Source organism: Flagellimonas alginilytica (assembly GCF_042134605.1).
GTDB classification, from domain to species: Bacteria; Bacteroidota; Bacteroidia; order Flavobacteriales; family Flavobacteriaceae; genus Flagellimonas; species Flagellimonas alginolytica.
In genome coordinates this window covers 3,167,200-3,192,954 of sequence record NZ_CP169638.1, presented here as the reverse complement: position 1 = coordinate 3,192,954, position 25,755 = coordinate 3,167,200, and the positions used below count along the sequence as shown (strand labels likewise).

Sequence of the window (25,755 nt, the reverse complement as noted above, 5' to 3'; positions counted from 1 at the left end):
TTTTTTATGGATGGAATAATCTTTTTGGTTTCCAATCTTCAATTATAAGCATATCTTAATCCCATAAAACCTTAAAAGTACCTTTTGAAGTGCTTAATTCTGTTTTCATCGAAATACATTTTCAAAGACTGTTCTTTTTAATAGGTTTGAATCATAGAATTGTCTATTAGTATTAATTACTTCACATGATATTTAATTCATTTGATTTCGCAATTTTTCTTCCAATTGTTTTCTTCCTGTATTGGTTCGTAACAAAAAACAACTTAAAACTTCAAAATCTACTGATAGTAGTGGCTAGTTATGTTTTTTATGGATGGTGGGACTATAGGTTTTTGTCACTGATCGCTTTTAGCTCCATTGTGGATTATTCGATTGGAATTGCCCTTGACAATACCGAAAAAAAGAGTACTAGAAAAATTCTTTTGATAACAAGTTTGTTGACAAATTTGGGATTACTAGGATTTTTTAAATACTACAACTTTTTTGTTTCCAATTTTGAGTCAGCATTCAGCTTTTTCGGTTATAAATTCGAAGGTTACACACTAGATATTATCCTTCCAGTTGGTATAAGCTTTTATACTTTTCAAACTTTGAGCTACACCATAGATGTTTATAGAAAGAATCTTAACCCAACTAAGGATTTTATTGCCTTTTCTGCTTTTGTAAGCTTTTTTCCACAATTGGTGGCCGGGCCAATTGAAAGGGCATCCAATTTATTGCCACAATTTTTCAAAAAGAGAAGGTTCGATTACAACTTTGCCGTGGATGGCACCAGGCAGATACTTTGGGGACTTTTTAAAAAGGTTGTCATTGCAGATCAGTGCGCTATTTATGTGAACACAATTTTTGACAATTCAGAACACTATGGTGGTGTGGTTTTAATATTGGGCGCTTTATTGTTCGCTTTTCAAATTTACGGGGATTTTTCCGGCTACTCCGATATAGCAATTGGAATCTCCAAGCTTTTCGGTTTCAATCTGATGCAAAATTTTGCGTTTCCATATTTTTCAAGAGATATTGCAGAATTCTGGCGTAGATGGCACATATCCCTATCCACTTGGTTTAGGGATTACCTCTATATTCCTTTGGGCGGCAGTAGGGGGTCGCTGGGAAAAAAAATACGAAACACATTCATAATATTTTTAGTCAGCGGTTTTTGGCACGGCGCAAACTGGACATTTATTGTGTGGGGAGGATTAAATGCCTTATATTTTCTTCCGTTACTTTTGGCCAAAAAAAATCGTCGTAACCTTGATACGGTGGCCGAAAACAGGTTACTCCCAACACCCAAGGAATTATTACAGCTACTTACCACATTCAGTATTACTTTAATCGCTTGGATTTTCTTTAGAGCAGAAAATATAGGTCATGCTTTTTCGTACTTAAAAAACATCTTTTTCAGTAATTCTTCGATGAATTTTGAAATTGAATATTCTATATTCATTCTATTGTTATTCTTTTTAATCATAGAATGGTTTGGAAGAACCAAACTATATGCCATTGAAAGTATCGAACAAACTTTGAAAAGTAAATCGATCAGATGGGTTTTCTATTTGGTTTTGTGTTTTACCATAATCGGGTATATGGACAATCAACAGGATTTTATTTATTTCCAATTTTAATCAAATGAAACGCTATTTAAAGGAGTTATCCATTATCGTATTTATTGTCTTTGTTGGGACATACATATTATCTGAAAAATCGTTCAGTGATGATTTTATCATATATAAAACAATTGACACGCACTATAAAAAAGTGGCTTGGAACCTAAATACTATAAATAACAGAAAGGAATTGTTGGATAATAGTACGATTTTTCTTGGTTCTTCAATCGTGCAGGGAGGAATCAACGATTCCTTGCTAAATTCAGCCGGTATCAAAGCAATAAACATGGGTGTTCCCCACAATGGCAACGAATTGACACTTTATTTTCAAAATAGGATTTTAAAGTCTTCGAATCCAAAAAAAATTATATATCTAAAAGGAAAGATTCCTTACTCAGGCCTGCATAAATTAACTCCTCTATTGTACACCTCCTCCGAATTATTAAAAAACGGACAAACGATAAACTTTGATTACTTAAATTTTCTATTTAAAAAATCGAAACTTTCCCTGGAATATTTCACTTATAATTTGATGGGAAGGAAAACGGATTATGATGGGCATGAGTCCTTTCTTTCTAAAAGTTTTGGACAAATCAATGTTACCAATGAAATATTGGAATCTGATTATTACAAATATATCGGTACAGGAGAGGGAACCCGTATGGATGAAAACTTTAATCTTTATTTGAACGATTACCTATTCAAAACAGAAAAGAACGATTCCAAAATTGCCAAAACCTTAAAACAATTTAAGCGGAAAACCACGCAGCTTATATTGAAAAACAATTTTTTCTTTAATAGAGAAAATCAACAAAAATTTATTTGTAATGCTGTGAAGGGAGCAAAAAAACAAGAAGTCAACAACGAGATGATCTATATTCCAATTTTAATCGATGTTGGATCAAACTACGCCTATTCAAGAAGCTATTACAGAAAAGGTCCTTTGGATGATAATGGAATAATACATTTAGGTAGTTATGACTTTCTGGCCAATAGAGACTATTGGGATGACAAAGATCATTTGAACCAGCGTGGGTCGGAATTGTTTACTGAGAGAATTATACCGTATTTAGAGGATAATAATAGGTAGTTACTTGGAATCTGTTATTTATGGGGTTTACAGTTGAATTACAATATTCCCACTATCAGGTACAGCATTGAAAACAATAAAACGTTTTAATGAACCATTAACCATTTCCTCCACCACAAAGGATTCACATTCTTTTGAGTCCTGAAATACTTGAATGTCATCACTTTGTAAATCACTTGATATCATTCTTTTAAAAGTGATGGGGAAATCGAATATTTCATCATCTAGAATATCTGAATAAGATAATACTATTTGATTGGAATTCTCTTCAACAAGTCTAATTTCCGCAACATTTCTCTGCTTAATATATTTAACAACATTAAGGAAAGAATCGACCCAATAGTCTTGCGGATTGGAACTTAAAAAAGTGAGGTGCTGACGCAGTACCTCCGAATCGATAGAATACCCTCCTGTCCCATCTATTAAGTGAAACATGTAAACTCCCCATCCAGTTTGATCCTTGGCTGATCTAGCTATGGAATTTAACTGGTCCGCCGTGTAATAAGCTGAGCCTTCACCACAAAGAAAGGCAGCAACTTCCATAAAATTATCAGGTGTCGATTTTTCAATCCTACTTTGACATGTTCTTGCGGCAATGTAATATTTCTCGGTAAGATTGAAACTATCTGCGTGACAATACGGGTAAGCTAACGTCAAACAATCGTTATACTCCATATTTTGAAAAATTACTTCTTGAGATCGGCTTAATTGATATTCCACTTCAGTCGCGCTCAATTTATCAAAATCTGGATGTGACATTGTATGACTTGCTATTTCATGCCCATTTAGATAGGCTGTTCTGTAGGGGTCCCAATTATCTATATTATTTGGTAAAACGAATAACGTGGTATGCATATCAAACTCGTCAAACAATGGTATTGCAATATCAACTTGTTGTTTGTATGCATCATCCCAAGTATGTGAAACTGCACTTGCGGCAAAATTTTTCCAAGTTGCAATTTCTATTGTCGGGTCGATTGTCCCTTGATCTACAGGGTCGTCAGTGGAATCAGGATCAGATGTATTATCATCTCCCACAGTGCCGCTATCATCTTGTGTCGAGTCATCTATATTATCATCGGGATCTTCTTTTTCATTGGGTTCAGCAGAATCAGTACTTGGATTTTCTTCCTCTACAACACTTTCCAAAAACATCTGAGTATCATCGGAACAAGATTGAACATTTAAGGATAAAAAAAATATTAATAAATAAATGTGCTTAAACCTCATTTTATATTGTGTAAATAAATTTTAATTGGAAAGTAATAATTCAAAAAAATAAAACCTACAATCTCAGTAATAGAGATAAACTGAAATTGTAGGTTAGTCAATTATTAATATTTTTATTTATGGTAATTCTCCTATAATTCGCTAATTAACAGTAATTGGATTACCATTGGCATCGGTACTATTCACCACTTGTACAGATTGGGACCCTCCCAAAACTGTTAGTGCGTTGGTACCATTCGCTCCCACCAAACTACTATTCCTTATTGAGTTTGAACTATCAAAACTTCCTCTTAAATATCCAAATGGCCTAGCTGATGAACCATTGGAATAAGCGACATCAACATTTTCTATGGTAACTCCTACGACATTTACACCGTTACTTGCGATTACTCCGTTAATCCCGTTTGGAGAACTCATATCCACATTGATGGAATTGTTCGTAAAATTAACGTAACCATGCGTTCCGCTATTTTGCGAGAATCTCAATGCCGCAACATCTACACCTTGTGAAGCAGTGAAATTGAACAAGTTTCCATCAACATCGATCGGTTGATTGTTAACCGGACGATATTGGTACATGGTATTTACATAACAGTTGTTAAATGTATTGTTCGTAACCTGTATGTTCTGTAATGCACCATTGTACGAGCTTGTATTGGACCCTAACCTAACTCCACCGTAGTTACCTGTTCTCTCCATGGTAAAGGTGTTGTTGGTAATTATAGCATCGTTGACTTCGGTCAAAGAAAGTAGATAATAGTGGGCATCATTACCTGGAACGGTACGGATTACATTATCGTGTACCCTAATATTCTTTATCAGATTGGTGCTCTGAGTACTAAAAAAGTCAATCATTGTACCCATTTGTTGAGCTGAATTAAATAATGATTCCGGTATCTCCTCAAAATAACTGTTTTTAATCTCAACATTGGACACACAAGCTTTAATGGCTCTTCTTGTACAATATCTATAATCCTCATTATCAAAAGTAAAAGAGCTATCATGATCAAGAGAACCTCCACCTTGAATGGCGTAAAAAGCTTCCGCATCATCTCCAATTATATTGGTCACCACATTGTTTTTGTGTATCACTTGGAAAGGGTCTCCATAATTAATTCCGGACATCGTATACCACCAACCTTTTGCAATCCCCGCCGGCGCATTATTATAGTTCCCATCACCTTGTGCCACAATTCTATCTATTACACAGTCCGAGAATTCACCATACTTAAATCCAGAGGCTGAAGCATTGATGGAAAAACGAAAGGCCACAGCCCTATATGTAGAGGATGCATAAAAATTATGAACATACAATTTATGAAACACAAAGTGATTTTGACCATGCAGGTAAAAAAGCCTACCATAGGTGTCGGTTCCATCAAATTCACCATTGTAAATGGTTGGTGACAAGTTGGTAATATCAAAAACTGCATCTACTGAAACTTGACCTGTATTAAAATTGGCAGCACTGGTTACTTTTATCACGGAGCCATACATGTTCCAATCCAAAGTGCCTGAACGTCTGTAGTTTGTAGGCCTGTTTTTAATGTAAGATCCATTTTCTGCCCCCACAGCCAACTGAACGTTATTGATCATGGCATCTATTGCTGCTGTATCATCTTGACCATCATCTGAAATGGCTCCAAATGTCTCCGCACTAATTCTAGAAGCCGTATACACTTGATTAAAAGTTGCCGAAGGAGCAAATGCTTGTTTATAGGTATTTACTATATAAGCGCCATTTAAATCTATGTTAGATCCCGATATTACCCCACCTGCAGGCTCAATGGTCTGATCCGCTGCAAATGTACATCCATTGCACTCAAATGATTCCGAGATGATTGCCTTTAAATTTGCATTGGCCGGATTGGTAATATCCGCCATTGAGGTAGGGGTATAACTACCTTCAATTCTATTTGTATTTTCCGGATTGTCGGGAGTGTCAAAATCAACACCGTCAAAAGGGTTGTCTTGATCTGGATCTGATCCAGCGTCCGGGTCAGTTCCATCATCTGGATTTTCCTCTTCATCATTATTGGTCTCTCCATCAGAATCTTCTCCTGACGAATCATCCGGTTCCACAACTTCCTCCTCGTCCGGGGCTAAAACATATTCGTCAAATAGGTCGTTATCTTTGGCGCAAGAATTGAAAAAAAGTATAATAACTGCCAAAAATGTCATTGTAAGTGGGGTTCTAAAAAAAAGCTTCATTTGTTCACTGTGGGATTATGGGGTTTAAAAATAGCACTTCGAAAAACTTAAATCGTCAAAAAACATATTTATTCGATGAAATACACGCTTTGTACGCAAATTTGGATTCCTTTGGATTTCGTCGATACCTACTTATCGATGAAAAGCACCTTTTTTTAACATACTTTAAGATATTGGAAGGAAAAGCATGTCCCAAATAGCTGATTTTAATACTTTTGAGGGAAATTGAAAATCGTTCAAAGTCCTTTTGGAATTCTTAGCCCAATGAATACACAATCACTCAAGGAAGAATGCGTTAATACAAAAACCTCTGATTATTATGTACAAGTTATTTTTTAAAAGAGTTTTGGACTTTGTTTTGGCGGTCTTTGGATTTGTTCTGCTGTTTCCCATTTTTTTGGTAATCTGGGTTATCCTATTATTTGTAAATAATGGTAAACCTTTCTTTTTACAACCAAGACCCGGAAAAGACGAAAAAATATTTTCAATCATCAAATTCAAATCGATGACTGACAAGACGGATGAAAACGGTAAGCTTCTACCCGATGAACTCCGAGTGACCAAATTTGGGACTTTTTTACGGAAATCTTCTTTGGATGAAATTCCACAACTATTGAGTATTATAAAAGGGGATATGAGCTTAATAGGGCCACGCCCTCTTAGAGTGCGTTACTTGCCCTACTACACTAAAGAAGAAAATCTTAGGCATACAGTAAGACCAGGTATAACGGGATTGGCTCAAATATCCGGTCGAAATCTTTTGGATTGGGACACTAGACTTCAAAAAGATGTTGAATATGTAAATAATCTTTCCTTTGTCCTAGACGTGAAAATATTGTTCAAGACCGCCTTAAAAGTACTCTTAAGAAAAGATGTGGCCCTAGATGCAGAATCAGGAATACCCGATTTCGATGAAGAGCGAAAAAAAGCACTTGGGTAAATCTATACCGAGTTCCTTATCACCTACTTTCTGAATCTTTTCTTGAGCTTTAAAAAATAGAGCTCGAAGTATTTATAGGAAATATGGGACATTAAGATAGTCAATAGTATGGCAATCACATTGGTCATTAATACTGTTGTCCAAGTATCCAGTGTCACTCGCTTTTGGATTTCCAAAAACAAGAACAGTACAAAATTGATTACAATCATGTGGTACATATAAATTCCATACGATATTCTCCCCAGATAATTCGCGAATTTGGATGTTAACGTAATCCTATCATCGTTTGCTAAATTAACAATGAGCAGGTTAAACAATACAAGTTCGAACCCGTTTTGTACCACCACATTTTCAAATTGAAATAAATCGGTGGTGAAGTGCATGGCAAATATGAAGTAAACCAATATGCGCATCGTAAAAGACTTAAAAGCAATCGAATACCCTTTTCGCTCCCAAACAGCCAGTAAGCCGCCCATCGACATAAAAAAGTAAAAAAATCCAAATTCCATTAAGAAAGAGAGGGTCTCGATGTGAAATGCGATAAAATATACAAGGGTAAAAATCAATAAATATTTTGAATACCTATATAATGGTATGGTGAACAAAACTGGGGCGATGATCAGGTAAAATTGTTCTTCAATACCAATGGACCATAAAATGGAAAGTATGGAACCCGGATCGTAAAGACTTGCAAAAACATTGGGCAGAAATCCAATACAAAGCAATAATCCCTGGTTTAAATCGTAATTAATTTGAAATGGCACATTGAAAGTGGGCAGCAAATAGTGGTAGAAGAAAAAGCCAAAAAGCATGACCAAATAGTAAACAGGATATAATCTCAATACCCTTCTTACATAAAAGTTCTTTATATCAATAGCCCCGGTCCTTTTATTCTCATCATATAAAAGGCCTATGATCAAATAGCCACTAAGACAAAAAAATACGGCAACAGCATGGTAACCACGATGAAATATAGGTAAGTCGTTAAAATGAGGGAGCCCGACTGCTCTTGAGACAAGAGGCAAATGGTACAATAATACCAGTATTGCCAGAAACCCTCTTAATGAATCTAAATTTTTGATTCTCTTTTTCATGGGCTGGATTGGGGTTAAAAAGTACAGCTCATGAGCAAGTTCGTAAAAATCGAGTGTAAAAACGTTACCTAAGCATCAACGTGTTGCTTTTCTAGCCGGTTCGTTTCAATATTTGTTCTTGCCTTAGCCTTGCCGTTTCCCAAAATAGCTTTGTTCACAACTAGTTTTCGTTTCCCGGATGGCAAAAGGGGTATATCCTCTACATATTCCACATGTATAATAGCGTCCTCTCCAAAATACTCCAAGTATTGGTTACGAATCCTTCCTTCGTCGTTTCGATCGTATTTGGACGACACCTTCAATTTTATAGTGTACTCCCCATTTTCTTCTTCAACAAATTGAAATTGCTCAATTCCATTGAATTGTAAAATATGATGTATAATATGGGATGATATGTGCTCACCTCTGGTATTGGTGAACATATCCATTTTCCGACCTTCAATTTTAGTGAAAACCATGGCTTGGCTTTCCTCATCAAACTCCACTACACCAACATCACCGGTATCATACCTAATTATAGGCATGGAATAGTTGAAGAAGTCTGTAATTACTATCCTACCGCTCTCACCGGGTGCCGCAGGCTTGTCCTCGTACAAGTCCAAAATCTCAATGTGGTAGCTGGCCCAATTTATCTCAAAATTGTCGGATGCACTATTCACTCGCTGCTGCGCCAATATGCCATTTTCACTGTTGGAATATCGCGATATTACCTCAGCGCCCAAATACTTCTGAGCTCTTTGTTTTACATCTGGATTCAATGCTTCGGCTATTGAAATAATCGAATCAAATTTACAGTTCAGTGGTCTTCCAAGCTTTTCCTCTACATATTTTGAGACTGTACCGAGAGCAGAAGTATAAGCCAAAATACTTTTGTTGGACTTATCGCTTTCCAATTCAGTTACGAGTTTGCGTAAATTCTCATCCGTTAGATCATCAACAGAGTAAGCCGCTATATTTTGAATTTGGGTCAACAATTGGTTCTTTTTGTATTGTTTGTCCCACAATCTTAAATAATATAGTCTGGAACCTAATTTGAAGCCAGCTCTATTTGCAAAAAAACAAGTGTCCGCGGTATTACGATTTCTCTTATTTTTATTGTGCAATATTTTAAAAGGTTTACCTGTTGAACCACTGGTGGTAACTTCGTGATTATAACCTTTTAAGTGAAGGCTACTCCTAAAATTTGGAAAATTCTCCCTTACGGTCTGTTTATCGATTATTGGAAATCCCTTAAGTTCCAAAGTGGTCTCTGGAATATGATGGTAAAATGGTACTGTTCTTATTGAATGCCTCAAAAGATTTTGTAGGTTTTGAACTTTTATTTGTTCGGTTTTTTGGGATTGTGGATTTTCCAAGACCCATTGTATTTCTTTGTAGTGTTTTCTCACATGCCCGCCCTTTAAGGCATCTAGAAGCCAGAAGCTTAAATTCCTGAAATTTTCCAAAATTTTTGTCATTGATCCATCGGTTTAAATTTAAGGGGGCTTTTAGTGATATATTATTTATTTTCCATATCTGAACTAACATATAGGATTCCATGATCAATACTATCCAAATGATACGTTATGAATTTTTCTTTATGATTGGGAAATCGCACATATCTTCCTAGCCTCCGACCATCCCAAACACAATAGATCATATCATTATCCTCTAGTTGATTAAAGTTAAGAGCTTTGAAGCCTGTAGTATCTTTAGGCATTAAATCCTTAAAACCCATAGAAAATATAGAAACATCTGTAAGTTTATACGGAGTATGGTTTATAATACGGATATGTGTTGTTACCTGTCTTAAACCTTCAACCGCTTTACACTTTTTTGAGCTACCTAGAAAAACCAGACATAAAAATATAACCGCAGCTTTTATTGTACCCATACCAGATATAAAACTTTCTTAAAACTAACTTTAAAAGTAGTTTATCGCATTTCAAACCGTGGCTATATTCTGTTAACTTCCAAAAAAATCTATGAACTACATCCAGTTTAAAAAATTAGGGGCCAATGATCCAAATGCCCCACTAATAATGTAGATTTGGGATGTAGATAGCCCCTCTCCAAATGAGACAACTATTTTTTCTTTTTTTTGTATTTGCCTTAAAATCCGGTTTTTCCCAGTTTCAAGTACAAGGCAAGGTTTTGGAGTTCAACGAAAAAGGCAAGACCATACCCATTGCCAATGCCAACGTATATTGGTTATCCAGTACAATTGGTACAACTACGGATTTCGACGGAAAGTTTAGCACGCCATACCAAAAAAACATACGGCGGTTGGTGGTCAGCTCGGTGGGTTACCGTTCGGACACCATTCCTGTTAACCGGCCTAATCTTGGTAACATTGTACTCTACCCCAATGTAGTTTTGGACGAGGTAGTGGTTGAAAAAGAAGTTGCACCAATACAAAAATCACTTTTCAAAGTTCAAAATGTGGTATCGGTAGATAGTCGTGAAATGCTAAAGGCGGCTTGTTGTAACCTTTCCGAAAGTTTTGAAACCAACCCGGCGGTAGACGTGAATGTTTCCGATGCTGTTCTTGGGGCCAAACAGATACAAATGCTAGGGCTAAATAGTCCTTACTTAATGTTCACCCAAGAAAATATGCCATCCATAAGAGGGGCTTCACAAGTATTTGGACTTTCTTTTATCCCAGGTTCCTGGATAGAAAGCATACAGATCACCAAAGGCGCGGGAAGCGTTCTGAACGGGTTTGAAAGTATATCCGGGCATATCAATAGCGAACTCGTAAAACCATTGACGGATAAACGATTCTTCCTTAATTTTTACGCCAACAATTTTGAACGTTACGAATTCAACACACGGTTGAACCACAATATTACTGACGATCTGGGGGTCGGGCTTTATATACATGCAAATCTTAGAAATGGGTATATAGATAATAATGACGATTCTTTCTACGACACTCCATTGGCCCGACAAATAAATTTTATGAACCGGTGGCAGTTTATGGATCCCGAAAGCGGATGGGTAAGTTATGCCAATATTCAGTACCTCTCGGACACCAAAGAGCTGGGGCAAACAGATTTTAATATAGATGGAGATAAATTGACCACAAATGCCTGGGGAAGTGAAATCGAAACTTCGCGGCTGGATATCTCGGCAAAGACGGGATATGTTTTTCCCGATCTACCCTATCAAAGTTTTGGGTTCCAAACGGCCTACAGTGCGCATGATCAAAACTCTTTTTATGGATTGAACCAGTACGACATCAATCATCGTTCTTTTTACTCCAACCTTATTTTCAATAGTATAATCGGCAGTACCCAGCACAAGTTCAAAACCGGGGTGAGCCTAACTTATGATGGGTTCGAGGAGAACGTGAACAATACTCCTTTTACACGGTACGACAACTCATTGGGAGCCTTTTTTGAGTATACCTACGATAGTCTGGAAGGTCTAAGTTTTGTAGCAGGACTACGAGCGGACAGGCATAACAACTTGGGCACTTTTATTACTCCAAGATTGCACTTAAGATATTCACTCTGGGACAAGGCCAGTTTTAGGGCTTCTTTTGGACGTGGCATACGGGGCGCCAATATTTTCGCAGAGAACCAGCAATTGTTCGCATCTTCCAGACAAATTGTTATTGATGGTACCAATGGAAACTATTATGGCCTTCAGCCAGAAAAAGCTTGGAACTATGGAGTAAGCTTTATTCAAAAACTCTACTTATGGAACAGGGTCCTGGAGTTTTCCATGGATTATTATAGGACCCAATTTGATGAACAGGTAGTGGTAGATTGGGAAAATGCCAGAGAAATTGCATTTTACAATCTTGAAGGAGAAAGTTTTTCCAACAGTGTACAAGTAGATTTGAATTATGAGATATTGCAAGATCTTCATTTAAGAACGACCTATAAATATTTTGATGTTGCCACGGAATATAGAAGCGGTACGTTTGAAAAACCTCTTCAGCCCAATTATAGGTTTTTTGTAAACCTGAGCTATGAAACCCTAAAAATAGCAGAAAAACAATGGCGGTTCGATGTTACCGGCAATTGGTTGGGAAGACAGCGATTGCCCAATACAAATGCCAATCCCGAGGAATTTCAACTTGCAGAATGGTCTACGTCCTACAATTTGTTCAATGCACAGATCACCCGTGTCCTATCCAATAAGTTCGAAGTATATGTTGGAGGAGAAAATATCGGTAATTTTACACAACCCGACCCAATTCTATCCAGTTCCGACCCATTTGGCACTTATTTTGACAGTACTATTTTATATGGTCCCGTACTAGAAAGTCTGTACTATGTAGGATTTAGATTTAAGATATAATACAAAAATTGACATAATGAAAACAACCTTAATCACCTGTATTGCACTGTTCTTTATGGCCATTGGCCATTCGCAGGACAAAAACAAGACCGTTAGCTTTGAAGTAAAGGGGAATTGTGGGATGTGCAAAACTAGAATCGAAAAAGCCGCTGTTAAGCTAAAAGGTGTGAAGTTCGCCACGTGGAACTCCAAAACCAAGCTCTTTGAGGCCATTATCGATGAACGAAAAGTAACCATACCCAATATTCAAAAAAGAATTGCGGAGGTAGGACATGATTCCGAAGGTTTTACAGCACCGGATTCTGTATACAATAAACTACCAGATTGCTGTAAGTACCGAGATCCTTCCACTATCCATATGGATCATGGAAATCACAATCAGTAATCCACTTATAAAACAAAAAGGGGCCTTTGGCCCCTTTTTTTATGAACAAACTGTTCCTTCTACATTTTAATAATTCTTTTAACTACAAGAATCTCCCCATTGGCATCGGTAACCCGAATAACATAGAATCCATTGGCCAGACCATATAGGTTTTTTATAACCATGGTATCGGTGTTCTGGAAAGCTTCCTCCTTTATCAACATACCCATCATATTAAAGACTTCGATAACACAATCTTTACGTTCGTTAAGTTTTATTGTTATTTTTTCTGTAAATGGATTAGGTGCCGCAGTTATGATAATAGGTTTATCATCCAATAAATCCCCTCCTTCTTCCCAGACTATCTCCGTGTAGAGCATTTCTGAGTGTGGATATGGTTTATTGTCTCTTTTTGCCAATAAACTACGCCTATTGCCAAGGTTTGCGTTTTGGTCATCGATCGATGCTTCGAAAGAGGAGCCAGCAGAAGCTTCAAAACCAGGTGTAAGGTTTATCTCGTTTAAAGATGCCATTCTTGCCGCTGCTCCAGAGGGTACAATAAAATTGTTGCCTGCCTCTATATTAAATTGATAATAAAACACTTCCTCGGGATTATAGGTGTTGCTAACAATGTAGTTATCTAACTGTGCCAGCCCATTTTCTGCATAAAAAACTCCATAAACTCTAGCATCGGTAATGTCGTTAGGGTCTACGGAAGCCAAGGTTTCTCCATCAAAAACATAAGTTCCATCGTATCTCAACATAGATGTGGGCATAAAGGAAGAGCTTTGATAAATAGTTTCCCATTCCTGCCAAACCTTATCCACAAACGAATGGTGGATAAAGAACACCGGATCCCTTGGAGACAATGGAGAATTCATCGGTCCTCCGGTCCAAACGTGTACTCCTCTGTGTACCGCATCTCTCTCAAGTATATTGGAGAATTGATAAAAATCAGACATGCCCATTAAGTTAGAAACTTCTGTTACCGTTGGCAATGGTCCATTTCCTCCCAAATTTCTATTCAATCCCCAATTTGCATCAAAACTTCCCAAAAAAGTTTCATCCCATAGTGGGTCGTTGGGAGATTGATATATGGACGAGTCCCAATAACAAAGGCTAATATCCGGATTTATCTCTTGCATGGCCTGTTCCAGTTCAAAGATCATTCTTCTGTGCCAAGCAAGAAATATTTCCCTTTCTGGCTCATCAGGAAGGTTAAAATGGAGATCTAACCGGGTCGGGTCCATCGTATTATCAAAATTGAAAAACTGGCCGTGGAAATTGGCCAAGTCATTCATAAGATCTGGACCGTTCCTAAGCTCATAAAAGGCATCTACAAGCTCCGTTATCTCATAATCAGACATTTCATCAAAACTTTTCCTGATACTTTGTCCAGAAATATTCTGCACCAACAGGACCAATATAACGATGCTAATTTTTAGGTATTTTTTTTTCATAAGTTTTTAAAGTGCTGGGGTTATATCACTTGTTCAATAGTTTGCTCGAGTATCATTTTTTTTATAGACAACAGTATTACTTTTACTCATTATTTGACTTGGAATTCAATTTGGATTCAAGTCTATCCATTCTTTTTAAAAGAAGCTGCATTTTTTCGTTTTCCTCTTTCAATTTTTCGATTTCTGAATCTTGCTCTATCAAATACAAGGTCAACTCCTCAATTTTTTGGAGAAGCTTGGCATCCATGGAGCCTAGATCTATGCCGGAATTTTCAACTTCTTTGGCACTTGGTATATTTGGTAAATGCCCGTTCAATGCTATAAAGGCCTTAATTTTTTCCAATTGTGGGAGGTCATAGTCTTTATTAAAAACAAAATCGGGCCAGTTTACCTGCAGTTCAACTCTAACCGCCTCAGCAATCATGTTTCCCGCAACGGCCAGCCTATAACCTTGTGTATCCGTTGTTCCAATTCCAACATTTCTGTCCGCAAATAAATCCCTTGCAGCCCAATCCACTGTATTCAGATTGGCATTTTCAGAAGTATAATCGGTTATTCCCGTTCCTACCAATGTCACAATTGCAGCTGTATTACTGCTGTTGGACGTATTGCCTGCAGCATCTTCGGCGAAAACCGTAAAGTTATAACTTGTATCCGGTGTAAGTCCATTCACAGTCAGTGTGGTAGAGGTGCCTGTATTTCCGATACTCGTACCATCCCTGAACACTTCATAATTTATAACTCCTACATTATCCGTAGAAGCAGACCACGAGAGTGTGGTCGAGGTTGAAGTTGTACCAGCCGCGGCTAAATCTGAAACTGCACTTGGCGCTTCGGTATCAGGTGCCGCCACTGTAGTTATCGATACTGTATTTCCTGGCCCCGAAATATTACCTGCACCATCGGCTGCAGTGACCATAAAATTGTACATTGTACTTGGAGTTAGTCCCGTAACATTAAAATTTGTTGTGGTTCCCGTGTTGGCGATGCTCACCCCATTTTGAAACACCTCGTAATTGGTCACCCCCACATTGTCCGTGGACGCGCTCCAATCAAGTTGCGTGCCCGTTGATGTCGTGTTGGAGGACGATACGTCCGTCACGGCACTCGGTGCCTCCGTGTCCGCAGCGTCACCTGTCACAACTGTCTCCGTATTCCCAATTGCCGATACGTTCCCCTCGGCATCCTCGGCAAATACCGTGAAATCGTAACTCGTACTGGCGCTCAAACCGGTAACGGTAAAGGTCGTGGCCGTGCCCGTGTTGGCGATGCTCACCCCATTTTGGAACACCTCGTAGTTGGTCACCCCAACATTGTCCGTGGACGCGCTCCAATTAAGTTGTGTGCCCGTTGATGTCGTGTTGGAGGACGATACGTCCGTCACGGCGCTCGGTGCCTCCGTGTCCGCAGCGTCACCTGTCACAACTGTCTCCGTATTCCCAATTGCCGATACGTTCCCCTCGGCATCCTCGGCAAATACCGTGAAATCGTAACTCGTACTGGCGCTCAAACCGGTAACGGTAAAGGTCGTGGCCGTGCCCGTGTTGGCGATGCTCACCCCATTTTGGAACACCTCGTAGTTGGTCACCCCCACATTGTCCGTGGACGCGCTCCAATTAAGTTGTGTGCCCGTTGATGTCGTGTTGGAGGACGATACGTCCGTCACGGCACTCGGTGACTCCGTGTCCTCAGCTCCCACTCCTTCGGGGAGAATGGATATATTGTCTAATAAAACCGCATTGCCAGCTTGAAGTCTTGCTACCCAAGGGCTGGTATATACTCTGATAACCGGATTGTTAGAAGTCGCTGTTATATCAAAAACATATTCTGTCCAAGTATTACCTAAAATATTGGTTGTACTGAACCCACTTACCCCTTGCCAATTGGCAAAAGCTGGTTGATTGGATTGGTCACCTTCCCTAGCCCAAATAGATATTGTATAATCTTGTCCAGCAACAGCATTAAACGAATACTGAACAAAAGTACCATTATTGCCATTGGATTCCGCCCTTATTGCAAAAAGACCAGATTGTGGATCAGTATTGTCGGAAAATAACAAAGCAGAACCTGACCAACCGGTGGTCGTATTTGCTTCATTGTTTGGTGAAGCAGCATTGGAATCAATATATAAATTTTGAGCAAATACGTTTGATGCTCCAAAAAGCATTAAAATTAAAAGTAATTTTTTAGGCATTGAAATAGAGGTTTTTAGGTTGACACAAAAGGGGGATAATACAAAAATATACCTATCACTACGCAGTCCATATTTTTTAATAAAAAATATCGATGAAACGCAAAAAAACGCTATGAGTGAACCTTAGCCTCAGCTACCAATTTATTCATCTAGGTTTTAAAAATTTATAACCCGCTCAAACGTTAGGATAAAATGATAATTTTTTTATCAAGAATACGTTTGGGTTAAAGATGATAATACTAGAATGTTTAACCTAAAAAGGTCTTGTCAATACGTTGGAACATTATATTTTTGGGCTTAAAAGTGACATTTACCCATGTTTTGTTTCAGAATATTGTACGTATACTTGTCCGGTACTTAAACTAAATGCTTTCATATATACACCCTTGTCTTAAATAACCTTAACCCATGGAAAAGAACAACTTCCTAAATCAGATGCGATACGCTGCATTTTGGATGCTAGATGTAGTAAAAGGTAGTAAAATTAAACGGGACTTAAACGATATTGAACATTCATTCTCGTTGGATTCTTTTGAATCATTGAAAGAAAAAAACCATTTACCTTTAAAAAAGTTGTTGGACAAGGCAGTCAACAATTCCCATTATTATAAAAGTTTAAAAGGATACTCATCACTGGATCAATTTCCCGTGGTGAACAAAAATATTGTAAAAAACAACCTGGACAATCTTTTAATAAAAAATACCGCTGGTGAAAAGTTGTACAAGGTATTCACCAGTGGCTCCACCGGGACTCCATTTACCTTGTGGCAAACTCAGAGAAAAAGAAACAGAAATACTGCCGATACCCTGTTCTTTGCCAAAAAATCAGGTTATACCCTAGGAGATAAATTGCTTTATGTCCGTCTTTGGAGCAAAACTTTGAAAAAAGGGAAACTATCCTCTTTCCTGCAAAATATTGAACAAATTGATGTAGAAGATCTATCTCCGGAATATATAAATAGTTTGCTTCTTAAGCTGCAAAGTGATAAATCGCCAAAAGCCTGGCTAGGATATCCGTCCGCCTTGGAGAAAATATGCGATTATTTGGATGAAATAGAGTCAAGACCACTGAAATGCAATGTGAAATCAATTATTGGAATGTCCGAAAACCTTCCAAGACACGTTCGCAGTAGAATGTGGTATTATTTTAACTCCCCAATGGTTTCCCGCTATTCCAACTTTGAAAATGGAATTATTGCCCAACAGGATATGGACAGTGAGCATTTTGTTGTGAATTGGGCTAGTTATATAGTGGAGATACTGGATTTTGATAAAGATGAGCCGGTAAAGAACGGAGAATTGGGAAGAATTGTCGTAACCGACCTTTATAACCACGCAACGCCCATGATACGTTATGATACTGGGGATGTGGGCGCTATGATGATGGTGCCAGATTATCCGTTCCCAGTTTTGAAAACCGTAGAAGGAAGAAAAACCGACATCTTAAAGAACACATCTGGAGCAATGATCAGTCCCTATGCATTTATGGGGTTCTTGCCTAAATTTTCGGAAATAAACCAGATACAATATATACAAACGGGTCAAATAACGTATACGGTCAAGTTGAACGTAGACTCCAATTACACCAGTACAAAAGAAGAGCAATTATTAAAAGAACTTAAGTTACTATTAGGAAATACCGCGGAAATTACTTTAGAGTATGTAAATGAAATACCTTTGCTGAACTCTAAAAAAAGGAAATTGACACGCAACCTTTTGATGGAATCCGAAAAAAACAAGCAAAATAAAACATCTACAATCATATAGCATATAACCAATGAATCCAACCACTATCCTATTCACTTGTGCAGGTCGTCGTAACTACCTCATAAATTATTTCAAAGAGGCCTTAAATGGTAATGGAAAGGTAATCGCCGCAGACAACCAACTATCCGCACCAGCAATGGTTGATGCAGATATAGCCATCCAAGTACCTTCGATTTATAGTGATGAATATATCCAAAACTTAAAAGAATTGGTCAATGACTACCAAGTGGATGCTATAATATCACTTAACGACCTGGAACTGCCCATATTGGCAGAACATAAAGACGTTTTAGAATCGTTGGGCACAAAGGTCCTTGTTTCCAATCCAAAAATAATCGATATCGCATTTGACAAATGGAAAACCTTTATCTTTTTTAAAGAGTTGGGCGTAGGAACCCCTAAAACATATCTTACCTTAGAAAGTGTTAGAGAGGCTCTTAATCAAGATGAACTTGAGTTTCCTTTAATAATCAAACCAAGGTGGGGCAGTGCATCAATAGCTATAGATATTGTTGAAAATGATGAAGAATTGCAGTTGGCTTATCAATTACAACGGATAAAAGTCCAAAAATCCATTTTGAAAAATGCTAGTTCTGAAGATCTTGAGAAAAGTATCATTATCCAAGAAAAAATAAAGGGAGATGAATATGGTATAGATATTCTAAACGATTTTGAAGGAAATTATTATGGATCATTCGTAAGAAAGAAAATGGCAATGCGATCGGGCGAAACCGATAAAGCTTTATCCATAATCAACAGCGAATTCTCTACTATCGCAAAAAAAATTGGTGATAAAACAGGTCATATTGGAAATATGGATTGTGACTTTTTTGTGAGTGGAGACAAGATATACTATTTGGAAATGAACCCAAGATTTGGTGGAGGATATCCTTTCTCCCATGAATCTGGTATTAACACCCCTGCTATTTATATTTCTTGGTTAAAAGGAGATACCGAAATCGATAAATATAATAATTTTAAAGCCGGTCTAATGTTCTCCAAATATGACAGATTAATGCCTATTAAGAAGTGGTGATTCTTTCCTAATTTATAAATAAAAAAACGCCCGGGAATTTCCCGGGCGTTTTTTACAGTTAGTATTGATATTCTAATAATTTAATATCTCAAACTCAGACCTCCTGTTCTTGGAATGCTGTATTTCCAATACTCGTACCATCCCTGAACACTTCATAATTTGTAACTCCTACATTATCCGTAGAAGCAGACCACGAGAGCGTGGTCGACGTTGAAGTTGTACCAGCTGCCGCTAAATCTGAAACTGCACTTGGCGCTTCGGTATCAGCTTCCGCCGCTGTAGTTATCGATACGGTATTTCCTGGCCCTGAAATATTACCTGCACCATCGGCGGCAGTGACCATAAAATTATACATTGTACTTGGAGATAGTCCCGTAACATTAAAATTTGTTGTGGTCCCAGTGTTGGCGATGCTCACCCCATTTTGGAAGACCTCGTAGTTGGTCACCCCAACGTTGTCCGTGGACGCGCTCCAATTAAGTTGTGTGCCCGTTGATGTCGTGTTGGAGGACGATACGTCCGTCACGGCACTCGGTGCCTCCGTGTCAACAGCGGCACCTGTCACAACTGTCTCCGTATTCCCAATTGCCGATACGTTCCCCTCGGCATCCTCGGCAAATACCGTGAAATCGTAACTCGTACTGGCGCTCAAACCGGTAACGGTAAAGGTCGTGGCCGTACCCGTGTTGGCGATGCTCACCCCATTTTGGAACACTTCGTAGTTGGTCACCCCCACATTGTCCGTGGACGCGCTCCAATTAAGTTGTGTGCCCGTTGATGTCGTGTTGGAGGACGATACGTCCGTCACGGCGCTCGGTGCCTCCGTGTCCGCAGCGGCACCTGTCACAACTGTCTCCGTATTCCCAATTGCCGATACGTTCCCCTCGGCATCCTCGGCAAATACCGTGAAATCGTAACTCGTACTGGCGCTCAAACCGGTAACGGTAAAGGTCGTGGCCGTACCCGTGTTGGCGATGCTCACCCCATTTTGGAACACCTCGTAGTTGGTCACCCCCACATTGTCCGTGGACGCGCTCCAATTAAGTTGTGTGCCCGTTGATGTCGTGTTGGAGGACGATACGTCCGTCACGGCACTCGGTGCCTCCGTGTCCTCAGCTCCCACTCCTTCGGGGAGAATGGATATATTGTCTAATAAAACCGCATTGCCAGCTTGAAGTCTTGCTACCCAAGGGCTGGTATACACTCTGATAACCGGATTGTTAGAAGTCGCTGTTATATCAAAAACATATTCTGTCCAAGTACTACCCAAAATATTGGTTGTACTGAACCCACTTACCCCTTGCCAATTGGCAAAAGCTGGTTGATTGGATTGGTCACCTTCCCTAGCCCAGATAGATATTGTATAATCTTGCCCTGCAACAGCATTAAATGAATACTGAACAAAAGTACCATTATTGCCATTGGATTCCGCCCTTATTGCAAAAAGTCCAGATTGTGGATCAGTATTGTCAGAAAATAACAAAGCAGAACCTGACCAACCGGTGGTCGTATTTGCTTCATTGTTTGGTGAAGCAGCATTGGAATCAATATATAAATTTTGAGCAAATACGTTTGATGCTCCAAAAAGCATTAAAATTAAAAGTAATTTTTTAGGCATTGAAATAGAGGTTTTTAGGTTAACACAAAAGGGGGATAATACAAAAATATACCTATCGCTACGCAGTCCATATTTTTTAATAAAAAATATCGATGAAACGCAAAAAAACGCTATGAGTGAACAATTGACTATATTTAGGTCCTACTTCTTCGATTCATCAACCTTTGAAAATGGTATGGAATCGGGGTGAAACGACATTTTTTTCGCATCTTCCATTATTCTATTACGGATTTGACAATTCTAATCTCAAAAGAAACACACTTCAATAGTTTTTAATATCTAAATCACCTTAAATATTTGATTTTGTTATATTTAACCATCAGGTTATAGTTTGTTTTAAATGCCTCTCTCTATTGATCAATCCCCTTTGATATATGGGGATAGCCAAAATACATCCACAATTTTGGAAAAAGAATATTTACATAAAAACATCACCGGTGCATTTTATATAATTCTCTTTTTGTTGTTTTGCAGGTCAAAGACAAAAATCTAGAATACTGAATTACATCAAGCTCCTTTCTATCAAAAAGAAACCAAGGGAACAATTTCCGCCTTTACTCAATGGAATTGGATTTTTATTATAAATTACTTTGGGATACTTTTGTTTTTTCCATTTAGGACAGCTAACCATCAACACTAAACATATGTATGCCAATTTCTTTAAAAGATTAATCGATTTCTCGGTTTCGTTTTTGCTCATTTGTTTAGCATCGCCAATTATTTTGTTTCTTACCATTTTTCTGTTTTTCTCAAACAATGGCAAACCCTTCTTTACCCAGATACGACCCGGCAAAAATGAAGAGCTTTTCAAATTGATAAAGTTCAAATCAATGAACGATAAAAAAGATGCAAGCGGAGAGCTTTTGCCAAACCATGAAAGAATAACTCCTGTAGGGCGATTTATAAGAAAGACATCCTTGGATGAGTTACCACAGCTATTTAATGTCTTAAAAGGTGAAATGAGTTTGATCGGACCAAGACCTTTATTGCCAAAATACTTGCCACTATATAATGCTGAACAACGAAAAAGACACAAAACACGCCCAGGTATAACAGGGTGGGCTCAAGTGAACGGTAGAAATGCAATCTCTTGGAACAAAAAATTTGAACTGGATGTATGGTATGTTGACAACGTTTCTTTCTTAACTGATATAAAGATCGTAATATTGACCATAAAGAAAGTTCTTCTAAGAAAAGATATCAACGATACCGAAAATATTGGCATGCAGCCATTTACAGGAAACAACAATGGGTAATAATTCAATAATTATAGGAGCTGGAACGCATGGTCAAATTTATGCATCATACTTAAGGGAAGCCGGCATAAATATTATCGGTTTCATCGACTCAAATCCAAAGCTGCACGAGAAACAAATCTTAAACTTACCTGTTTTAGGAAATTTTGAGGACCTTAAAAAGAAAGAATTCAAAAGTAGGATTCAAAATGTATACTGTCCAATTGGTGATAACAAAATTCGTGAGAAATATTTATCCGAAAGCAAGACCCTAGGCTATAATATACCAAGTTTTATTCATAAAAATGCCGATATCGGGCCCGATGTGGAGCTTGGCGAAGCTTGTTACATTTTGTCCGGGAGCATAATTATGCCACATACAAAAATTGGGAATTTCTTTATGATAAACATGGCGACCACCATAGGCCATCATGTAGATATAGGAAATGGAGTTTTTATGTCGTCCGGTGTAAACGTCGGCGCTAATTTAAAACTCGAAGACCATGTTTATATAGGTATTGGTGCAACGGTCATGACAGGTATCGGCAAAGTTGGCCAAGGCAGTCTAATAGGGGCGGGAGCTGTGGTAATACGAGAAGTCGCACCACATACTACGGTTGTGGGAAACCCAGCCAAAATCATTGAAAAAAAATAAAAAAACGCCCGGGAATTTCCCGGGCGTTTTTTATAGTTAGTATTGATATTCTAATAATTTAATATCTCAAACTCCGACCTCCTGTTCTTGGAATGCTGTTCTTCCGAACAACGTACACCATCCTCACATTCGTTCACCAACTGGGTCTCGCCAAAGGCATCATGACTTATTCTACCGGCGGACACGCCCTTGGAAACTACATACTCAACGGTACGTTCGGCACGTCTTTCGGAAAGCCATTGATTATATTTTTTGGTACCTCTGGAATCGGTATGTGCCGAAACCTTTATCGCCAAATTAGGCTCATCTTGCATAATGGCCACCAATTCATCAAGTAATTCCTTATCTTTTGAGGTCAAGTAGGACGAATTGAGTTTAAAGTATACTTTGCCCAAGTTGTTGATCTTGTTGCGAAGTTTTGCCCTTCTGGCCTCCTCCGCTTCTTTCTTGGCTTTTTCGGCAGCTGCCAACTCTGCTGCTTCTTTTTCCCGTTGCAAACGCTCGGCCAATAGTCTTGCTTCTTCTGCATCGGCAATAGAATCCTGTACACGTTGTTGTTCTTTTTCCAGCTCTTCCAATAAAGCCAGTTTTTCTTGACCTTTTCTAGAAAGTCCCTTTTCTACCTCGAACCTATAAGCTACACCGAGTGCATGTTGTATATGGTTCGATGCATTTTCGGTATCCATGGCCCATTTTCCCGTTGAGTTGAAATCCAGCCCCCAATGATCGGAAAACCATGTTCTAAAACCAATAACCGCGTTGTATGTTCCCCTGCCTTGGTTGTTGGCATCGGTATACCCCGCGCCAATTCCGATATAGGGATCAAAAAAGCCAGTTTCTCCCAAAATCATATTTAAATCGTAGCTTACCCTAAAATCGAGACCCCAATAGTCAACATCTTCAGGATTTACAACATTATCCACGATTTTGCCTTCTTTGTAACGGTTGTACGACCCAATAGCCTCCAAACCAAGGCCATTCTTAAAATATCGTCCTACGCTTACACGAGATGGATAGGGTACCATGTTCCAACCTTCACTTAAATCGAATAGTTCACCAAACTCATCACCGGAGTCATCAACAATGTTGGTACCCAAGGTCACCAGCCAATAGCTTTGCACTATGCTGTCCCTTTTGGTCAATTCAAGGTCTTGGGCAAAGGTCAAAGCAGAAAAACTCATGGCAATGACCATCATTGCAGGTTTAAAAATGTTCATTTTAATTGATTTGAGGTTATCAGCCCCAAAGCTAGTTCAAGGTGATAAGAAAGCGAATTTTGCACTTTTAAGTGCGCTTATTTTCGATGAGTAGTAGATTGGTTTTGGAAGACCCTAATTATCAATCTTTTGAAAAACAACCGCTTTATCGACCAAAGGCATTTTGTATAGATAAAATGGATAGGTAATGGGCTGTTTCCCGATTTTATCCTCTTTTTCCTCTGCTATCAGCTCAACAGCAATTGTAATCGCCTGATCTGATTCTTTTAGCTTGGACAAAACTGGTTTTCGTTCATTATTTTGCTCGCCCAAGCATATAATAATGGCCATTTCCGAGGAAAAATCCAAAATTGGCAATGGAAGTCCTGGTTTTCGGGTCTTGTTAATTTGCGAGTAGTATTTGCGCAACGATTTATTGTCGGTAATAATTGTGTTTTCGTAGTATTCTATGTTACTATGGTTATCAAAATCCACCAACTCCATATGCTCTAATCTTTCACCCACGGGAGAATGCCCCTCCTTTTGTGCTTTACAGGAGAACAAACAAACCACTGCTATGAGATAAATATACTTAATGGTCAAAAGGTGTTCTTAAAACGTGATTTATAGGCTTTTTCATAAAGTTCCTCGTACAAGGGCAAGATATGCACAATATCGAACTTGGAGGCTACATTAAAGGCGTTTTCCTTGAATTTCTCCAAGGTTTCATCGTCTTTTAAAATTTGAATACCCTTGGCCGCCATGGTATCCACATCGCCCACATCTGCCAAAAATCCGGAAACGCCATCAATATTCACTTCTGGAATTCCTCCCGTATTGCTGGAGATCACTGCTACTTTATTGATCATGGCCTCCAAGGCCGCAAGTCCAAAACTTTCGGTTTCCGAGGGCAACAAAAATAAATCGGAAAAACAAAGGATCCTATCTATCTCGTTACTGTTTCCCAAAAACAACACTTTATCCTTGATTCCTAGTTTATCGCAAAGATCTTCTGCCTTTTCCTTTTCCGGGCCCTCACCCACCATGATCAATTTGGCGGGAACCTCTTTTTGGATTTTATGAAAAACCTTTATTACGTCGGGTATCCGTTTTACTTTTCTAAAATTACTGATATGCGTTATGATCCTCTCGTCTTCCTTCGCCATCATAGAGCGTTGACAGTCGGTATAATCCTTACTGTACTTTTTGCTCTCGATAAAGTTCGGGATGACCTCAATGTCCTTTTCAATATCAAAAAGCTTTAAGGTTTCTTCTTTGAGGGCCTCGGATACGGAGGTGACCACATCGGATTTATTGATACTAAAAGTAACTGCAGGCTTGTAGAATGGATGCTTGCCCACCAGTGTTATATCGGTTCCGTGCAAAGTGGTTATCATTGGTATAAAAATACCATATTCCTGAAGCATTTTTTTTGCCATATAACCCGCATAGGCATGTGGGATGGCATAATGTACATGCAATAGCTCTATTCCGTGGAGTTTGATGGTGTCCACCAATTTACTGGACAATGCCAGCTCATACGGTTGATAATGAAACAGGGGATACTCCGGAACATGCACCTCATGAAAATGGATATTGTTTCCCAAAAGTTCCAAACGTACTGGTTGCCGGTAGGTGATAAAGTGCACCTCGTGGCCTCGTTCGGCAAGGGCAATACCCAGCTCTGTGGCAACTACTCCACTACCTCCGAACGTTGGGTAACACACAATAGCTATCTTCATAGGACAAATCTAAGTCAATATATTTAAAA

20 protein-coding genes are annotated in these 25,755 nt (G+C 38.6%); 9 read left to right on the top strand and 11 right to left on the bottom strand.

The genetic code is table 11. The features are described from left to right. Window positions 1-185 precede the first annotated feature (185 nt). Together ABTP35_RS14275 and ABTP35_RS14270 are read left to right on the top strand one after the other, a co-directional pair. Window positions 186-1,622, top strand: coding sequence for an MBOAT family O-acyltransferase (locus ABTP35_RS14275; RefSeq protein WP_293295438.1), 1,437 nt, complete (start codon window positions 186-188; stop codon window positions 1,620-1,622). A gap of 4 nt (window positions 1,623-1,626) precedes the next feature. Next, window positions 1,627-2,694, top strand: a complete 1,068-nt coding sequence (locus ABTP35_RS14270) for a hypothetical protein (protein WP_375334273.1) — start codon at window positions 1,627-1,629, stop codon at window positions 2,692-2,694. 27 nt (window positions 2,695-2,721) lie between these two features. Here the strand turns inward: ABTP35_RS14270 and ABTP35_RS14265 are convergent, their stop codons facing one another. Further along, window positions 2,722-3,924 carry a polysaccharide deacetylase family protein gene (locus ABTP35_RS14265; protein WP_293295441.1) on the bottom strand — a complete coding sequence of 401 codons (1,203 nt, stop codon included), beginning with the start codon at window positions 3,922-3,924 and terminating at the stop codon, window positions 2,722-2,724. Between the two features lie 141 nt (window positions 3,925-4,065). Next, the gene (locus ABTP35_RS14260) at window positions 4,066-6,105 is read right to left on the bottom strand and encodes a hypothetical protein (RefSeq protein ID WP_375334272.1); all 2,040 of its coding nucleotides are present in this window, start codon (window positions 6,103-6,105) and stop codon (window positions 4,066-4,068) included. A 349-nt stretch (window positions 6,106-6,454) separates the two neighbouring features. Between ABTP35_RS14260 and ABTP35_RS14255 the strand changes: the two genes are divergently transcribed. Next, window positions 6,455-7,075: a sugar transferase gene (locus ABTP35_RS14255; protein ID WP_293295445.1), complete on the top strand. Its 621-nt coding sequence runs from the start codon at window positions 6,455-6,457 to the stop codon at window positions 7,073-7,075. A 23-nt stretch (window positions 7,076-7,098) separates the two neighbouring features. Here ABTP35_RS14255 and ABTP35_RS14250 read toward each other — a convergent pair whose 3' ends face one another. The 3 genes from ABTP35_RS14250 to ABTP35_RS14240 all read right to left on the bottom strand — a co-directional run bounded on the left by ABTP35_RS14250 (window position 7,099) and on the right by ABTP35_RS14240 (window position 10,042). Continuing rightward, window positions 7,099-8,169 (bottom strand): acyltransferase, encoded by a 1,071-nt coding sequence (locus tag ABTP35_RS14250; protein ID WP_293295447.1) that lies wholly within the window; start codon window positions 8,167-8,169, stop codon window positions 7,099-7,101. A 68-nt stretch (window positions 8,170-8,237) separates the two neighbouring features. After that, entirely contained in the window at window positions 8,238-9,626 is a 1,389-nt protein-coding gene (locus tag ABTP35_RS14245) for a CoF synthetase (protein ID WP_375334271.1), read from the bottom strand. 41 nt (window positions 9,627-9,667) lie between these two features. Then, complete coding sequence (locus ABTP35_RS14240) at window positions 9,668-10,042, bottom strand: hypothetical protein (protein WP_375334269.1); 375 nt, start codon at window positions 10,040-10,042, stop codon at window positions 9,668-9,670. Between the two features lie 182 nt (window positions 10,043-10,224). On the opposite strand from ABTP35_RS14240, the gene ABTP35_RS14235 reads away from it, so the two are divergent. Together ABTP35_RS14235 and ABTP35_RS14230 are read left to right on the top strand one after the other, a co-directional pair. Then, a complete protein-coding gene (locus ABTP35_RS14235) occupies window positions 10,225-12,459 on the top strand; it encodes a carboxypeptidase-like regulatory domain-containing protein (protein ID WP_375334268.1) in 2,235 nt (744 codons plus the stop codon). A gap of 16 nt (window positions 12,460-12,475) precedes the next feature. Continuing rightward, window positions 12,476-12,844: a heavy-metal-associated domain-containing protein gene (locus ABTP35_RS14230; RefSeq protein WP_375334267.1), complete on the top strand. Its 369-nt coding sequence runs from the start codon at window positions 12,476-12,478 to the stop codon at window positions 12,842-12,844. 59 nt (window positions 12,845-12,903) lie between these two features. Here ABTP35_RS14230 and ABTP35_RS14225 read toward each other — a convergent pair whose 3' ends face one another. Next, window positions 12,904-14,283, bottom strand: a complete 1,380-nt coding sequence (locus ABTP35_RS14225; protein ID WP_375334266.1) for a tyrosinase family protein — start codon at window positions 14,281-14,283, stop codon at window positions 12,904-12,906. Between the two features lie 82 nt (window positions 14,284-14,365). After that, window positions 14,366-16,477 (bottom strand): fibronectin type III domain-containing protein, encoded by a 2,112-nt coding sequence (locus ABTP35_RS14220; protein WP_375334265.1) that lies wholly within the window; start codon window positions 16,475-16,477, stop codon window positions 14,366-14,368. 408 nt (window positions 16,478-16,885) lie between these two features. Here ABTP35_RS14220 and ABTP35_RS14215 point away from each other — a divergent pair, with 408 nt between their 5' ends. Both ABTP35_RS14215 and ABTP35_RS14210 read left to right on the top strand, forming a co-directional pair. Next, on the top strand, window positions 16,886-18,244 hold the full coding sequence (locus ABTP35_RS14215; RefSeq protein WP_293295460.1) for a CoF synthetase: 1,359 nt from the start codon (window positions 16,886-16,888) through the stop codon (window positions 18,242-18,244). A gap of 10 nt (window positions 18,245-18,254) precedes the next feature. After that, window positions 18,255-19,280, top strand: a complete 1,026-nt coding sequence (locus ABTP35_RS14210) for an ATP-grasp domain-containing protein (protein ID WP_293295462.1) — start codon at window positions 18,255-18,257, stop codon at window positions 19,278-19,280. A gap of 94 nt (window positions 19,281-19,374) precedes the next feature. Here the strand turns inward: ABTP35_RS14210 and ABTP35_RS14205 are convergent, their stop codons facing one another. Then, window positions 19,375-20,898 (bottom strand): fibronectin type III domain-containing protein, encoded by a 1,524-nt coding sequence (locus ABTP35_RS14205; RefSeq protein WP_293295463.1) that lies wholly within the window; start codon window positions 20,896-20,898, stop codon window positions 19,375-19,377. A 644-nt stretch (window positions 20,899-21,542) separates the two neighbouring features. Between ABTP35_RS14205 and ABTP35_RS14200 the strand changes: the two genes are divergently transcribed. Continuing rightward, complete coding sequence (locus ABTP35_RS14200) at window positions 21,543-22,154, top strand: sugar transferase (protein WP_293295465.1); 612 nt, start codon at window positions 21,543-21,545, stop codon at window positions 22,152-22,154. Then, complete coding sequence (locus ABTP35_RS14195; RefSeq protein WP_293295466.1) at window positions 22,147-22,788, top strand: acetyltransferase; 642 nt, start codon at window positions 22,147-22,149, stop codon at window positions 22,786-22,788. The genes ABTP35_RS14200 and ABTP35_RS14195 overlap by 8 nt, the downstream gene beginning before the upstream one ends. Before the next feature lie 50 nt (window positions 22,789-22,838). On the opposite strand, the gene ABTP35_RS14190 is transcribed toward ABTP35_RS14195, so the two are convergent. The 3 genes from ABTP35_RS14190 to bshA form a co-directional block, all read right to left on the bottom strand. Beyond that, window positions 22,839-24,005: an OmpA family protein gene (locus ABTP35_RS14190; protein WP_293295468.1), complete on the bottom strand. Its 1,167-nt coding sequence runs from the start codon at window positions 24,003-24,005 to the stop codon at window positions 22,839-22,841. 114 nt (window positions 24,006-24,119) lie between these two features. Further along, window positions 24,120-24,587, bottom strand: coding sequence for a hypothetical protein (locus ABTP35_RS14185; RefSeq protein ID WP_293295469.1), 468 nt, complete (start codon window positions 24,585-24,587; stop codon window positions 24,120-24,122). Further along, a complete protein-coding gene (gene bshA / locus ABTP35_RS14180; protein ID WP_224837170.1) occupies window positions 24,584-25,726 on the bottom strand; it encodes an N-acetyl-alpha-D-glucosaminyl L-malate synthase BshA in 1,143 nt (380 codons plus the stop codon). The genes ABTP35_RS14185 and bshA overlap by 4 nt, the downstream gene beginning before the upstream one ends. Window positions 25,727-25,755: the final 29 nt, after the last annotated feature.